Source organism: Streptococcus sp. UBA4344 (assembly GCF_002393675.1).
Classification (GTDB): domain Bacteria; phylum Bacillota; class Bacilli; order Lactobacillales; family Streptococcaceae; genus Streptococcus; species Streptococcus vicugnae.
In genome coordinates this window covers 43,899-59,693 of record NZ_DGTE01000020.1, presented here as the reverse complement: position 1 = coordinate 59,693, position 15,795 = coordinate 43,899, and the positions used below count along the sequence as shown (strand labels likewise).

General features: G+C 36.8%; 16 protein-coding genes and 1 tRNA gene. All 17 read right to left on the bottom strand.

Translation table 11 applies throughout. The features are described from left to right. The 17 genes from hisA to B4D49_RS03480 all read right to left on the bottom strand — a co-directional run bounded on the left by hisA (position 1) and on the right by B4D49_RS03480 (position 15,770). Positions 1–720, bottom strand: a complete 720-nt coding sequence (gene hisA / locus B4D49_RS03560; RefSeq protein ID WP_199543591.1) for a 1-(5-phosphoribosyl)-5-[(5-phosphoribosylamino)methylideneamino]imidazole-4-carboxamide isomerase — start codon at positions 718–720, stop codon at positions 1–3. Positions 721–784: 64 nt separating this feature from the next. After that, positions 785–1,393: an imidazole glycerol phosphate synthase subunit HisH gene (gene hisH / locus B4D49_RS03555; protein ID WP_132869326.1), complete on the bottom strand. Its 609-nt coding sequence runs from the start codon at positions 1,391–1,393 to the stop codon at positions 785–787. Between the two features lie 65 nt (positions 1,394–1,458). Next, positions 1,459–2,043 (bottom strand): imidazoleglycerol-phosphate dehydratase HisB, encoded by a 585-nt coding sequence (gene hisB, locus B4D49_RS03550; RefSeq protein ID WP_286783193.1) that lies wholly within the window; start codon positions 2,041–2,043, stop codon positions 1,459–1,461. Between the two features lie 39 nt (positions 2,044–2,082). Then, positions 2,083–2,730 carry a phosphoserine phosphatase SerB gene (serB, locus tag B4D49_RS03545; protein ID WP_286783192.1) on the bottom strand — a complete coding sequence of 216 codons (648 nt, stop codon included), beginning with the start codon at positions 2,728–2,730 and terminating at the stop codon, positions 2,083–2,085. After that, complete coding sequence (hisD, locus tag B4D49_RS03540) at positions 2,723–4,000, bottom strand: histidinol dehydrogenase (protein WP_286783191.1); 1,278 nt, start codon at positions 3,998–4,000, stop codon at positions 2,723–2,725. The genes serB and hisD overlap by 8 nt, the downstream gene beginning before the upstream one ends. Next, positions 3,997–4,644, bottom strand: coding sequence for an ATP phosphoribosyltransferase (gene hisG / locus B4D49_RS03535; RefSeq protein WP_074481505.1), 648 nt, complete (start codon positions 4,642–4,644; stop codon positions 3,997–3,999). The genes hisD and hisG overlap by 4 nt, the downstream gene beginning before the upstream one ends. Continuing rightward, the gene (locus B4D49_RS03530) at positions 4,644–5,612 is read right to left on the bottom strand and encodes an ATP phosphoribosyltransferase regulatory subunit (protein WP_286783190.1); all 969 of its coding nucleotides are present in this window, start codon (positions 5,610–5,612) and stop codon (positions 4,644–4,646) included. Before B4D49_RS03530 ends, hisG begins: the two co-directional genes overlap by 1 nt. A gap of 26 nt (positions 5,613–5,638) precedes the next feature. After that, the gene (gene hisC, locus B4D49_RS03525; RefSeq protein WP_286783189.1) at positions 5,639–6,697 is read right to left on the bottom strand and encodes a histidinol-phosphate transaminase; all 1,059 of its coding nucleotides are present in this window, start codon (positions 6,695–6,697) and stop codon (positions 5,639–5,641) included. A gap of 444 nt (positions 6,698–7,141) precedes the next feature. Next, positions 7,142–8,866, bottom strand: a complete 1,725-nt coding sequence (gene ezrA / locus B4D49_RS03520; RefSeq protein WP_286783188.1) for a septation ring formation regulator EzrA — start codon at positions 8,864–8,866, stop codon at positions 7,142–7,144. A gap of 105 nt (positions 8,867–8,971) precedes the next feature. Continuing rightward, positions 8,972–10,924: a DNA topoisomerase (ATP-hydrolyzing) subunit B gene (gyrB, locus tag B4D49_RS03515; protein ID WP_074481501.1), complete on the bottom strand. Its 1,953-nt coding sequence runs from the start codon at positions 10,922–10,924 to the stop codon at positions 8,972–8,974. Next, on the bottom strand, positions 10,925–11,485 hold the full coding sequence (locus tag B4D49_RS03510; protein WP_132869902.1) for an HAD-IA family hydrolase: 561 nt from the start codon (positions 11,483–11,485) through the stop codon (positions 10,925–10,927). 94 nt (positions 11,486–11,579) lie between these two features. Beyond that, positions 11,580–12,791: an FtsW/RodA/SpoVE family cell cycle protein gene (locus tag B4D49_RS03505; protein ID WP_286783187.1), complete on the bottom strand. Its 1,212-nt coding sequence runs from the start codon at positions 12,789–12,791 to the stop codon at positions 11,580–11,582. Positions 12,792–13,051: 260 nt separating this feature from the next. After that, positions 13,052–13,123, bottom strand: a tRNA-Arg gene (locus tag B4D49_RS03500). 57 nt (positions 13,124–13,180) lie between these two features. Further along, positions 13,181–13,528 carry a 50S ribosomal protein L19 gene (gene rplS / locus B4D49_RS03495; RefSeq protein WP_021142699.1) on the bottom strand — a complete coding sequence of 116 codons (348 nt, stop codon included), beginning with the start codon at positions 13,526–13,528 and terminating at the stop codon, positions 13,181–13,183. Between the two features lie 146 nt (positions 13,529–13,674). Further along, the gene (locus B4D49_RS03490) at positions 13,675–14,895 is read right to left on the bottom strand and encodes a chloride channel protein (RefSeq protein WP_286783186.1); all 1,221 of its coding nucleotides are present in this window, start codon (positions 14,893–14,895) and stop codon (positions 13,675–13,677) included. Positions 14,896–14,907: 12 nt separating this feature from the next. Beyond that, entirely contained in the window at positions 14,908–15,195 is a 288-nt protein-coding gene (locus B4D49_RS03485) for a chorismate mutase (RefSeq protein ID WP_132869654.1), read from the bottom strand. Between the two features lie 38 nt (positions 15,196–15,233). Beyond that, a complete protein-coding gene (locus tag B4D49_RS03480; protein ID WP_286783185.1) occupies positions 15,234–15,770 on the bottom strand; it encodes a TVP38/TMEM64 family protein in 537 nt (178 codons plus the stop codon). Positions 15,771–15,795 lie beyond the last annotated feature (25 nt).

Below are 15,795 nucleotides of genomic sequence, written 5' to 3'. Positions count from 1 at the left end.
CTATCCTCCAAAAGCTTTCAATTCTTCAAGACTAATATTGCCATTATAGTAAGCTTTACCAACGATTGTCCCAGCAACACCAATTTCTTGTAATTTCACTAAATCACCCTTCTCAGCAATACCACCTGAAGCAATGACTTTAGCCGTTGTTAATTCAGCAACCAAGCGCTCATAGTGTTCAAAATTAGGTCCTGTTAGTGTCCCATCTCGATCTACATCGGTGTAAACAAAGAGAGTCACCCCAATTTTTTCCATAGCTTTAGCTAAACTAATGTAGTCAACATTACTTGTTTCTAACCAACCTTCAGTGGCTACGTAACCATTTTTAGCATCAATACCGACAACAATTTTATCGCTACCAAACTTTTCTAAAGCTGCTTTAACAAAATCTGGATTCTTCACTGCCATTGATCCGATAATCACACGGTCAATACCCACAGCCAAATAATCTTCAATCTGTTCAAGCGTACGAATGCCACCACCGACTTCAACGCCAAGGCCAGATTCTTTTTTTAATTTGGCAATCAAATCACGATTAGTAGCTCTACCATCAAGAGCACCATCTAAATCCACAACATGAATAAATTCAATGCCAGCTTGAGCGAAAATTTTAGCTTGCCCAAGTACATCAGGGTTAACAATAGTCTTTTGATTAAAATCACCTTTAAAAAGACGAACCGCCTGCCCTTCTTTAATATCAATAGCTGGAAGAATCTGCATCATTAAACTCCTTTTCTTTTTTAACACTATACCTAAAAGATACTTTTAAATCTCAATAGCTGATTTATTTTTCACATAGAGCAATAAACTTTTTAAGTATACCCAAACCAACATCGCCAGATTTTTCTGGGTGAAACTGTGCTCCATAGACATTATCTTTGTGAATCATAGCTGGCACATCAATGCCATAATCAGCTGTCACATCAATGTATTCTTTCGGAACATCTGTAAAGTAACTGTGCACAAAATAGACAGATTGATTTTCTAGTCCTTCTGTTAATGGGCTAGTGTGTTTAATCGTCAAATTATTCCAGCCCATATGTGGTACAGGCTTAGCTTTAGTTGCTTGTATTTCACGACAAACGCCTGGAATAAAACCAAGACCAGCTGTTTCTTGGTGTTCTAAACCAACCTCAGTTAAAACTTGCATGCCAAGACAAATTCCTAATAAAGGTGTCCCTTTAGCAACAGCTTCCTTAATCACTGGAACCAAGCCACGTTTACTTAGCTCAGCCATAGCTGCCGGATAAGCACCAACACCTGGTAAAATCAAACCACTGGCAGCCAAAATTTTAGTTGGATTGCTAGATAATTCAGCCTCAACACCAATTTTTTTCAAAGCTCTTAAAACATTAGCAGTATTTCCTGCATCATAATCAATCACAATAATCATTAGCTCAGTTATCAAACCTTGTAAACACCACTAAGTAAAGGCGTTTCGGCTGATCTTCCTTTCTATTAAAGTAAACCTTTTGTTGAGTTAACACCATGAATATCAGGGTTAATCGTGATAGCTTCACGAAGAGCGCGTCCAGTTGCTTTGAACAAACTTTCTGATTTATGGTGGTTATTTTTACCATGCAAAATCTTCAAGTGCAAATTCATTTGAACATTGAATGCAAAAGCTTGGAAGAATTCCTCAACGAGTTCAGTATCAAAATTACCAAGTTTGGGATTGTCAAATTCACAGTCAAAAACAAGGTAACTACGCCCTGACAAATCAAGACTTGCCATTCCTAATGTTTCATCCATAGGAACAAAAGACGTACCATAGCGATTGATACCTGCTTTATCTCCCAAAGCTTCTTTCAATGCTTGCCCTAAGACAATTCCCACATCTTCAACAGTGTGGTGACTATCGACATAAAGATCTCCATCAGCTTTAACCACAAGAGAAATGCGACTATGTCTTGCAAAAAGGGTTAACATATGGTCAAAGAAACCAACACCAGTATCGATATCAACTGGTTCTTGAGCGTCCAAGTTGAGACTCAATTTAATTTTGGTTTCAAAGGTATTACGTTCAATTTCTGCTTGTCTCATAATAACTCCTTTTCCTTCAATCATTTATAATGAGTTACTTTACTTATCTTGATTATCTAAAATATCAATAACCTTGTATAAATCTGCTTCATTAATTTGGTAAGGTGCTTCTTTTCGAACAATTGGCTTAGCACAAAAAGCAACCCCAATGCCAGCTGTTTTAATCATTGGCAAATCATTAGCACCATCACCCATTGCAATGGTTTGACGTAATTCCAAATCATTTTCAGCTGCCCATTTAATAAGACTTGCTTTCTTAACGTCTTTTGTAACCACGTCACCAAGAACTTTTCCTGTCAAAAATCCATCTTTGACTTCTAAGCGATTAGCTTTGACATAATCGAGACCGATGCGCTTTGCTAAAACATCTACAGTTTCATGGAAACCACCTGACACAACAGCCACCTTATAACCACGACGATGAAGCTCAGCTACCAATTTTTCAGCACCATTTGTAAAATGCATACGAGCAAGTACTTTGTCAAAGATACTTTCAGGCAAGCCTTTTAGCAAACCAACACGTTCATCTAAAGCTTGTTTGAAATCTAACTCACCATTCATGGCACGTGCAGTGATATCAGCAATTTTTGCACCAACACCTGCTTCTTCACCTAATAAATCAATGCCTTCTTCTTGAATGAGGGTTGAATCCACATCCATTACCAATAAACCATTTACTTTAGTCATGACGCACCTCGATTGCTTTAGCGTGAGCTTGCAAACCTTCTGCATAAGCAAGCGTTGTTATATCGTGACTAGCAGCATTGACAGCATCCTTAGAGTATTGCATGTATTGAATTCGTTTTACAAAATCATGCACTCCTAGTGCTGATGAAAAGCGACTAGTGCTTGTTGTCGGCAAGACGTGGTTAGCACCAGCATAGTAATCTCCAATAGGCTCACTTGTAAAATGACCTAAAAAAACTGAACCAGCGTTTTGAACTTTATCAAGGTAATCGTAAGCATTGTCCATTGCTAATTCCAAATGCTCTGGAGCGACCTGGTTCATCAAATCAAACATAGCTTCAACAGAATCAGCAATAATAATACGACCATTATTTACAACTGACGCACGCGCAATTTCTTCACGTGGCAAAGCTTTAAACTGTTCATCAATCTCTTTTTCAACAGCATCAGCTAATCTAGCTGAATCAGTCACCAAAATTGCACGAGCACGCACGTCATGTTCAGCTTGAGAAAGCAAATCTGCAGCAACGTATTTAGGATTAGCTGAGCTGTCTGCAATCACTCCAATTTCAGAAGGTCCCGCAATCATATCAATTCCTACCAAGCCATAAACCATCTTCTTAGCTGTCGCAACAAAGATGTTTCCTGGTCCAGTAATCTTATCTACTCGAGGAATCGTTTCTGTACCATATGCCAATGCAGCAACACCTTGAGCACCGCCAACTTGGTAAATCTTATCAACACCAGCAAGCGATGCAGCTACCAAAATAGCTGGTTCGAAATGCTTTTGAGGTGGTGTAATCATAATGATTTCTTTAACGCCAGCAATTTTCGCTGGAATCACATTCATCAAAACTGACGATGGATAAGCAGCTGTTCCTCCTGGGACATAAACACCAGCACGTTCAATTGGACGAATCAATTGACCACGTAGGACACCGTCTGTAGGTTGATCTTCAAAACCAGATTCTAATTGTTGCTTGTGATAACTTTCAATGTTAGCTTTTGCATTTTTTAACGCTTCTAAAACTTCAGCGTCGATTTCCTCAAAAGCTTGATCAATCAAATCTTGACCAACTGCAAAATCATCCAAAACAATCTTATCAAATTTTTCTGAGTAAGCTTTGAGAGCTTTATCTCCATTTTCTTTGACATCTTCCAAAATTTGGCGAACCGCATCATCAACATCAAGATTTTCTTTACTTAATTCAAGTTGTTCTTGGTAGAGAATTTTTGAAATTTCTTCTGTCGTTCCTGTTAAACGTTTCATTTAAAAGCTACCTCCTCATTTCCGACGATACTTTCCAATTTTTGGATAAATGGCATAATTTCAGGATTATTTTTCAAGGCCGCCTTATTCACAATTAAGCGAGCAGAGATGCGGCAAATATCTTCGTAAACCTTAAGACCATTTGCAACCAAAGTATTTCCTGTTTCAACAATATCAACAATGGCATCCGCTAAGCCAATAACTGGAGCAATCTCGACACTACCTTGGATAGAGATAATTTCGACGTCTTCTCCTTTTTTATTAAAATAATCGGTCGCAATGGTTGGGTATTTTGTGGCAATACGTTTACGCTTATGGTCATGTGGTTTGTAGTCATCTGTTGAAGCTACTGAGAATTTACACAAACCAAAATTCAAATCTAACATTTCAAGATAGCCAATCGGATGTTCAATTAACAAATCTTTACCAACTACACCAAGATCAGCAACGCCATGGCGCACATAAGTTGTGACATCTGGTGCCTTGACAAGTAAAAAGCGGAATTTCTTATCTGGACTTTCAAAAATTAAATTGCGGCCCTTGTCTGCCATAAATGACATGTCAAACCCTGCTTTTTCCAAAAGTTTTACCGTATCCTTTTCAATACGCCCTTTGGTTAAAGCAATGGTAATTTGATTTTCCATCAGGCACCTCCTTCTAAACTATCATGTACAGCTTGGTAAATAGCATCGATATCAACTGCCCAACCAACAGCTGTTAACTTTTTAGCTTCAAAGCGTTCAAAAAGTTTATCGTAACGACCACCTGAAGCAAAGGCATCTGGAACCTTATCACCAAAGACCTTAAACATGACACCAGTGTAATATGGCATTGATGGAATCTGCGCCAAATCAATATTACTTTCTGGTAAAATATCAGAAACTTGTTCAAGAAGTTCTTCCAAATCTGTCAACGCTGCCAAGATTGCCTCATTTTTAACAAGCTTACGAGCTTCGTTGAGGACTTGATGACTTTCACCAAAAAGGTATGGTAAATTTTTCAAAAAGTCATCAAACTCACTTGGATACTTCTTAGTCAACTCATTTAGCTGTGTGATATTTTTATCTTTAACGGCTACGTCCAATTCTTTTTCGGCCGCAACTGGCAAATTCAAATCTTCAAAAATCGTTTGTAAAATTCCTGCATGTGAAAATTCAAATTGATAAGAAGGAATATCTGCTTTATCAAGTGACGCTTTCGCTGAAGCAATTGCCTCGTAAACCGCTTCTTTAGCAGGATAACCAACAATTTCAATCCCAGCTTGCGTGTGTTCGTTCATCAATCCACGCATTTCTTCATTGTATTTAAAAACTTTGCCAGAATATGAAAATTTGATTGGTGTTTCAACTTGCGTCGAAGCAATAACACGACCAATTTGACTGGTAATATCTGGCCGAAGTGTCAACAGTTCACCGCTTTTATCAAAAAAATTGTAATTATTTTTAGTAATGGTATCACTAAAGACTTCGAAATGTTCCAAGGTAGGTGTTTCAATGCGATTAAAACCTTGACTCATCAAAAAGTCACTAATATCTCGTTCAATTTTGTAGGTCACACGTGCTCGTTTGAATAATTTGTCGTGCATTCCTACAGGTAATGTTGTCTTCTTCATTCAATCACTCCTCAAATCATTTCACATTAAAGTGCTAAAAAATCCTTAATTGCCTTAAGCACTTCTTCCATTTCATCTTGTCTACCGATTGAAATACGCAAATGATTTTTAATACGTTCAACTTTCGGGAAGTAACGGACATAAATATTTTTTGCTTGCAGGTAATTAAATAGATCACCTGCACATTTTTTAGGACATTTCGCTAAAATAAAATTAGTTTTGGATTCTAAAACTGTAAAATCTAGAAATCTTAATTCTTTGGTAAACCAATCTCTAGTTGTCATGATTTTCTGACAAGTATCTTCGTAATAATCCCAAGACTCAACGGCTGCAAGTGCTAAGTTTTCAGCAATTAAATCAACATTGTAAGGATTCACCGAGTTTTTAACGGCATTGATTACTGCCATTAATTTTGGACTCCCCATACCATAACCAACACGAAGACCGGCAAGAGAGGCATCTTTTGAAAATGTACGTGTGATGAAGACATTTTCATATTTTTTAAGCAATGGCAGAGCTGTTTCACCACCAAAGTTGATATAAGCTTCATCAATAACAACCACCACGTCTTGATTTGCACGAATAATCTTTTCTAGCTCATCAAGTGACTTATAAATTCCAGTTGGTGCATTTGGATTAGTAATGATAACTCCGCCATTATCAGCAATATAATCACTTGAATTAATTTCAAAATCACTATTAAGTGGAACCTCACGATAATTCACGCGATATAAATCTGCCCATACCTTATAAAATCCGTAAGTCAAATCAGGAAATAGAACCGGTTCATCACTATTGAAAAATGCTAAGAATGCCATTGATAAAATATCATCAGAACCATTACCAACAATAATTTGATCTGGATCAAGACCATGTTGCTTAGCGAGTGCAATACGCAATGATTTTTGATCTAATGTTGAATATTTTCGCAATTGATGGACGTCAAAATGCGCAAAAACTTCTGCTACTTTTGGACTTGGTCCGTAAGCATTTTCGTTTGTATTTAATTTAATTAAATTTTCACCGCTTGGTTGACTTCCGGCAACATAAGGTTTAATCTCTCTCAATCCTTTTATAGTTGTCATAATATGTTCCTTTCTATTTTCTGATATAAAAAAGACGCCCTCGCAAAAAATCTTTGCAAGGACGTTAAAAACGTGGTTCCACCTCTGATTCAACAGCCAGTCGCCTAGACTGTTCTCATGAAGTACGTGACTTCTATTCCGTAACGTGGAATCACCCGTCGTGCACTACTAACTGATAAAAGCAGCATTCGCACACGCACTCAAGAATGTGTCGCCCAAGGATTGCACGCTTTTCTCACCACCAAGCACTCTCTGTCTGTTGTCTCAGGCTTTTTCTATCGTCGCTTTTTTATATTAAAGTTATTTTACAAGAAAATTCTGAAAATAGCAAGCCATATTTTCGGATTTTTTACATTTATTTAAATTCCTGTAAATATTGTATAAATACCAATATATTATGTATAAAAAAAAAAGACAATCCAAGGATTGTCTTTTTAACTTTATTTAGAAACGAATTTGTTCACGTGTCTTTTCATATGATGATACAAAACGATCAGTAACACCTGGTTCAACTGTTTCAAGAGCATATGAGATTTCATCAAATGATGCTTGATAATCGTTGTCTACTTCAAAAAGATGCAAAGCATGTTCGAAACTACTTTGAACGCTTGGTTCAAAGCTACGGTAACGGTTTGAGTATTGTAACAATTGTTCAGTCAATGTTGCATTTTGAACAACTTGGTAAGTTGCTTCTTCAAGATTAGCAATTGCTGCAGTAGCAACGTCTGTCAAACGAGACACTGCTTCAATATCAATACGTCCACGACTAAGTTCATCAATCAATACTTCTAACTGTTTACTTGTTGTAAAGAATGCACTCAAGAAATCTTGAGGAATTCCTGGCAAGTTACGTTTTTCCATGTAACGTTTGATTGAATGCAAACGATTAATGTATTGATCCAAGCTTTGACGAGCAACACTTTCAATCTGTTCAATGTTCTTAACTTGTTCAAAGACTTGCATTTGACCTTCTTCAACCGCATCAAGAGTTTTCAATGTGCGATCAAAAATCAATTGAAGTTCTGAGAATGGTTTATCTTGATTATCAAATACTTCAACGATTGGCAAGGTTTCTTGTTCAATTTCATCCAAGTTCTTAGTGAATGAACGAAGGCTAAGATTTTCATTGTCATTCAAGATGTATTTGTGAGACAAACGTTTGATTTCGTGTTCCAATTTTTCATTATTGGCTTTAGCATGTGCCAAATAATCTGGAATAATTTTACTGTCTTTAAGCGCAGCCTTGTGAGCAGCAATTTCACGTTCAAACAATTCATACAATGAATCAATTTTTTCTTGAATGTGTTCATTTTCATCACGCGCACGATCCAAGTCCAAAGTTACAAGTTCAGAAGAATTTGCACGAATGGCATCACGAACTTCTTGGAAACGAGATTCGATGTCTCTTTCAGCAAAGTGATAATTTTGTTCAAGCAAACGACGGTAACCTTGTTCCAAATCATCAAGTTGATCTGGAAAATCATCTTCCAATTTAGCAACAATTGCTGGAATTTGCTCTGAAATTTGACCAAGTGCAATAGTGTGTTCTTCAGCACGATCAAGCACTTCTGACGCTTCAACCGGGTCACCAGTTGAGTTAAGTGTCACAAATTGAGAGAACTCAGTTTCAATGTTCTTCAATTGTTTCTCAACTTCAGACATTGTTGAACCAAAATTGTCTTCTTTTTCTGAAATAGACGCTTGAAGTGTTTCATACAAGTCCAAAGCATGTTTAACTCGAGCACTGTTCTTTTCTTCTTGTTCTTTCAAAACAGCAAGTGCTTCTCGAATAGCATTAATATCTTCTTCAACCAAGTTCAATTGGCTTTCAACGTTGTCAATTTCATGTTTAGCACTGATAAATTTGAAACTATCATTAAGGTCTTCTGCTTCAAAAATATGGTTTTCAATATCTGAAAATGAATTTAATGAAAGGTCAACCCATTTTTGGTTCCATTCACGAAATGTTGTTTGACTTTGCCCGATAAGATGAAGGTTTTTGACAGCTTCTACTTCTTCATTGACTGGTAATCCAAATAACGATTGCTTTCTTTCTTCTAAACTTGCAATCAATGAATCATTTCGTTTGCGTACAATGACGCCAACTAAATAAGCAATAATGACTAAAACAACTATTGCTACAAGCAGTAAAATAATTCCGCTCGACATTTAAAACTCCTTATAAATTGTCTTTTTTATCGTAAAAAATAGCTATAACATTACGATTATAACATACTTAGAGATTGTGTGCAGTATTTTTATGTTAATATTCGATTAAATATCAAGCGTACTATAAACCGCATTTTCTTCGATGAACTCACGACGTGGTTCAACCTTATCTCCCATAAGCATATCAAAAATCTTATCTGCTTCGGCAGCGTCATCAACAGAGACACGTGCCATTAAACGATTTTCTGGATCCATTGTTGTTGCCCAGAGTTGGTGATCATCCATTTCTCCAAGACCTTTGTATCGTTGAACAGATGGTTTTGAACGACCATTGCTATAACGTTCAATCGCTGCTTGTAGTTCAACTTCTTGGTTAGCTCCAGGTTGGATATATTCTTTAATTTCGCTACCAACTTTAACACCGTAAATTGGTGGCTGCGCGATGTAAACATAACCTGCCTCCAATACAGGACGCATGAAACGATAAATCAACGTCAAAAGCAACGTGCGAATGTGAGCACCATCGACATCGGCATCGGTCATGATAACAAGTTTATGGTAACGTGCTTTAGTAACGTCAAAATCAGCTCCGAAACCTGTTCCCATAGCAGTAAACAGACTACGAATTTCTTCGTTAGCAAGAATTTTATCCATACTTGCTTTTTCAACGTTCAAGATTTTACCACGGATTGGTAAAATCGCTTGGTGCTCGCGGTCACGTCCTGATTTTGCAGAACCACCCGCAGAGTCCCCTTCGACGATGAATAATTCATTCATTGTCGCATCGTTTGAAGAACAGTCAGCCAATTTACCAGGAAGGTTTGAAATTTCAAGCCCTGATTTCTTACGTGTTACTTCACGCGCACGTTTCGCAGCAATACGAGCTTTAGAAGCAAGAATACCTTTTTCAACGATTTTCTTAGCGATTTGAGGATTTTCTAATAAGAAACGTCCAAAGGCATCGCTAAACAAACGGTTAGTAATTTTAACAACTTCTGAGTTACCAAGTTTTGTTTTGGTTTGTCCTTCAAATTGTGGATTAGGGTGTTTAACAGAAATAACAGCTGTTAAACCTTCGCGGACATCATCACCTGTTAAATTATCGTCTTTTTCTTTCAACAGTTTGTTTTGACGAGCATAATCGTTAATCACACGTGTCAAGGCTGTACGGAAACCTTGCTCGTGAGTACCACCTTCATGCGTGTGAATGTTATTCGCAAAACTCATCACTGTCTCATGATAGCCAGTTGTGTATTGCATAGCAACTTCAACTGAGATACCGTCCATTTCACCGTCAGTATAAATTGGTGTATCAAAGATGACATCTTTATTTTCGTTAATAAATTCAACGTAACTTGAGATACCACCTTCGTAGTGATAATGCTGTTCTTGTTCGATACCTTCACGTTTATCAGTAATTGAAATACGTAAACCGCGATTCAAGAAAGCAAGTTCTTGAATACGTTTAGCTAATTTATCAAAATCAAATACTGTTGTTTCTGTGAAAATTTCACCATCTGGAGTAAAGTGAACTGTTGTTCCGTGACGATCTGTATCGCCAATGACTTTCAAATCATCAACGACATGACCACGGCGGTATTCTTGATAATGGATTTTACCATCACGATAAACCGAAACATCCAATTGTGTTGAAAGGGCGTTAACAACAGATGAACCTACCCCGTGTAGACCACCTGAAACTTTATAACCGCCTCCACCGAATTTACCTCCGGCGTGCAAGACTGTAAAGACTGTTTCAACGGCTGGACGACCAGTTTTTTCTTGAATATCTACCGGAATACCACGTCCATCATCGACAACTGTAATTGAATTATCTTTCTCAATGAAAACCTCAATGTGTGTTGCAAATCCTGCTAAGGCTTCATCGATTGAGTTATCAACGATTTCCCAGACTAAGTGGTGCAAACCTTCTTTTGAAGTTGAACCGATATACATACCTGGGCGCATACGTACAGCTTCAAGTCCTTCTAAGACCTGAATCTGACTGGCATCGTACTCTTTCGCTAATTCTGCTAAATTTTTATTTTCTTCCGTCATTTACTTCACTATCTCCAATAAGGATTTTTTTCCATCAACTAACAAGGTATCAAAGCCAGCAGCCTGACCAGCTTCTTTATCAATTTCACGATCTCCAATAACTAAAGCATTATCAATCTTATACTTTTTCTTAAGGTATAACATTGATTCTGGGTTAGGTTTACGAGCAAAGCCGCTTTCTGAGGTAACGACTTCTGTGAAATAAGGGAGTACCTTTGTTTTTTCTAAAATATCAAGGACTTGTTTATTTCGATGAGAAACCAAGAAATTTCTCCCACCGCTTGCCACAATTGCCTGCAAAACTTCGCTGGCGCCCGTAAAAAGAACCGGTGTTTTCAAATATTCAGCCTCTAATGCCTTATATGCTTTCAAAAATTGTGGTTGGTTTGGGATAAATTTCTTAACAGCGGCATCTGTTGATTCTTTTAGCTTTTCATAAACGTCATCGTGTGACGCTTGGCATCCAAAATCAGCTAAAGTTTTCACAAAAGCCTGAGTGGACATTTCATAATTATCGAGTAAAGTGCCACCCAAATCCCAGATATAATCATGGTAATTCATAACCAATATTATATCACATTTTTACATTTTTTTATAGTCTCTACCTAATCAATTTCTGGCACTAAAAAAGGTTTGGGAAATGTCCCAAACCAACTTAGTAACGTGCACTTCTTCTGAAATGTTCTTCAATTTCTTGCTCATGATGCAAATTATTTTGGTAACTCATCGATAAAATCAAACCAACACAAATCAAATTAGAAATCAATGATGAACCACCTTGTGAAATGAATGGCAAAGGAATGCCAGTCAAAGGTAGAATACCAATAGCTGCGCCAATATTTTCGAAAATATGGAACAAAATCATCATGATAAATCCTGTTGAGATGTAAGTGTAGAATCGATTATTTGATTCAAAAGTCACACGGAGCATTCGATAAATCAAAACAAGATACAAAGTCATGATAACCGCACAGCCAATAAAGCCAAAATCTTCTGCAATGACAGTGAAAATCATATCACTTTCACGAACTGGGACTGAAAGATCAATCACGTTAAAACCTTTACCACCAAGTCCTCCACTACCAATCGAAATCATACCTTGTGTTTGTTGATAAGCGATTGACTTAGCGTATGAAAAAGGATCTAACCAAGCCGAAATACGGTTGATTTGATAAGTATCCATCCCCAATCCATAGAAAATATCTTTGCCATGTGGTGATAGAAAAAGTGCTAAAAATCCACCAATGATTACCGTTACAGCAATAACAACAGGTAAGATAATCCACCAAGAAATTCCAGACAACAAAACCAAGCCAGCTAAAATAGCCGAGAAGACCATAGCTGTTCCCAGGTCTTTTTGTAAACCAAGAAGAATCATCACTGGCAAGGTAATCAACGCAAAGATTCCGAGTAACTTCCAATCATTTTTTAAGTTATCTTCTGGAACCTTATGTCGGAACCAAATCGATGCTCTAGCGAGCATCAAAATATAGGAAACCTTCATGAATTCAGAAGGTTGAAATAAGGTCACAGACCCAATGGTTACCCAGTTTTTTGCCCCGGTTGACTCTACTAATTCTGGACTGTAAAAAATTAATGGTAAAACCATTAAAGCCAATCCCAATACATACAAATAAGGGGTGACTTTCCATAAAAATTCGGTACTAAAGAGCATGACAACAAAGGCAACTACGCATCCTAAGAAAATCCAAACGCCTTGTTGTGTCATTACTTTTGTAATTGTTCCAGGGTAGTCATTTGAAGTTGCAATATAGACAGCCACCAAACCAATTAGCAAAAGAAAAAAAACAGGTAAAATTACAGAATAGTCGATACGACTATCAATAGAATATTTTTTTCTTGCCATTTTACTTCCTTCGTTTCTAGTCAAAAAATATTATATCATTTTTTATTTAGAATAGAGGAAAAATACTAGTGAAAATAAGAGAATTTTTCAGAAAAAATAATCCATTTTTTCAACTATTTTTAAATGTCATTTCAAAAAAATAAGACTATTTACTAAAAATAATTCTAACAAAATACGCAACTTTTTGGGGATAAATTTCGAGTAAATTATATATGATAACAAAAAAGCCCTTGAAACCAAGAGCTTCTAACTAGCTTATATCTCCCCTGCCGGAATCGAACCAGCAACTACTCCTTAGGAGGGAGTTGTTATATCCATTGAACTAAGGGGAGCTATGAAAAAATCTGTCGCTAGGACAGATTTTTATCATCGAATATTTATCGTCAAAATTAACGACGGATTTCTTTAATACGAGCAGCTTTACCTTGCAATGCACGCAAGTAGTAAAGTTTAGCACGACGTACTTTACCGTGACGAACAACTTCGATTTTTTCTACACGTGGAGTGTGAACTGGGAATGTACGTTCAACACCGATACCACTTGAAATTTTACGAACTGTGTACATTTCTGAGATCCCTTGACCTTTACGTGAAATTACCACACCTTCGAAAATTTGGATACGTTCGCGGCTTCCTTCAACAACTTTTGCGTGAACACGAACAGTATCACCAGGTTGGAATGCAGGGATGTCAGTACGTAGTTGACCTTCAGTCAAGCTTTGAATTAATGGATTCATTTATTTATTCTCCTATCTTACTAATCATTAGGTGCTTGTCCCAGCGGATTAGCCGTATTTTAGTGCGTCCATTACACACTCTTCGTATTTTACCAAAAATCACTATAGCTGTAAAGCGAAATGAATGATTTTTTTGAGTGTTTTTACTAAAACGTAAGGACTTCTTGCCCTGTATAAATAGAGTACTTACGGTTAAGACTATAGGCAAAAATCATAACCAAAGCAAAGTAAGGAAGATTAACAAAACCAAAAACTTCTCCGCCAATAAAAATCGGTGCCAAAAAAGTATTTGTCGCACTTCCAAAAACACTAATATAACCTGATGCAGCAACAAATTCAATTGGCAATCCAAAAATATTAGCCAAAACCACACCAAGTGATGCTCCAATAGCAAAGAGCGGTGTTACTTCTCCACCTTGAAAGCCAACCGCTAAAGTGGCCACTGTTAACAAGAGCTTCAAAAGCCAATCATAAAAGTAAATGTCTTTTCCAGAAAAGCTTGCCTCAATCAGATTTGTTCCAAGTCCAGAATAACGTCCATGATAAAGCATTAAGAAAATAAGACTTAATAGAATACCACCAAATAAAATACGATAATAAGGATTATCCATAACTTCTTTAGCTTTTTGTTTAGCATAAGTCAAAAATGCTGCAAAAACATTTCCCACTATCCCAAAAATAATTCCTAATAAAGCTAAACGACAAAAGACTGATGCATTAAGAGGCAAAGAAACATTCACAAAATGAGAGAATTTTTCTAGTCCTAATGCGTGTGATGTTGCGCTTGCGACAAATGAAGCAATTGTCATCGGAACAAGAGCTGGCAATTGTAACTTGCCAAGAACTAAGATTTCAAGTGCGAAGAAAACTGCAGCTAAAGGTGTTTGAAATAAACCAGCAAAACCAGCAGCCATACCAGTCACTAAAAAGATGCGAGAGCTATTTTCAAATGAGAAAAACTTACTAAAAGCATGTGAAATGGTTGCACCAAGTTGAACGGCTACTCCTTCTCGACCAGCACTACCTCCAAAAAGATGAGTTAACCATGTTGCCACAGACACTAACGGCAACATAACTAAGGGAATTTCTTTTTCTTTCCCCTGACCAACTTCAAAAACTAATCCCATTCCTTGGCTAGCTCGTACATCGGCTTTTTGATAAAAAAAGACAATCATAAGTCCAACTAACCCTAAAAATGGAATCAGATAGTTAAAATGTCCCACTCTAAAGGCACTAAGCAGTAGTAAAACACGTCCAAAAACAGTGTCAACACAGCCTACCAGGATACCAATAATAAAACTAGCACCAATTACCTTTAAAAGGGCTCCATAAGAATAGTCTTGATTATCTTTTAGCTTTTTAACCATTATTAGCACCTCTTAGGCCAAATCGTCACTCAATTGTTTTGCTTGATAATCGCGTGAATTTTTCATAATATCTGCAAAAGTATTGACAAGCGTTGTTTCAAAATCTTTATTTTGAACACGGCTAGCCACTTTATTTAAGATGACTTCTTCACGGCTCGTATCTAAAATAGGTTTTCCAGTAGCTTTTTTGTATGCTGCCACTTGATTCACCAAAGTCATACGTTTTTCAAGAAGAGCCACCAATTCTTGATCCACCTGGTCAATTTCTTGACGGATTACATCCAATTCTTTTACTGACATGTCCCTCTAACCTTATCTTTCCAATTTCTACTATAAAGTTACTTTTTCTTTTTTCGTTTGAAATAACTTCCCAACAAAGTGATTGAAACAAACACAACAAAAAGTACAATGATACGTTTTATATTTCCTGCAACGACAGCATCTCCACCTAGAGCATATAATAAACTACTAGGAGCAACACCGACCGTAACATAGAAAAACCACCTGCGCCAAGGCAATTTGATTTTTGCCACATGATAATTAATTAAAATCGTTGGAATCACAGGAATCATATAACCTATCATAATTCCAAGTTCCTGATTTTCAACAGCATCAATGACATTTTTTAAACTAGCAAAATGTTTTTTTAGCTTTGTATCATTTTCTTTCAAGTCAATCATTTCTAGAATTTTAACAAAAACAAAATTGCCCAAGACATTTGCCGTTAAATTCATCAAAAAGCCAATCACTGGACCGTAAATCAAGCCATTAAAGACAGCAAAAATAGCATTTGACATAAATGGAATTGCTGCTGTCAAAGCTGTAAAAAATAACAGAACAGAGATATTCAAAAGATTTTTTGTCCGCAGCCGCATAAAAAACTCAGTTAAAGCCGTCTTG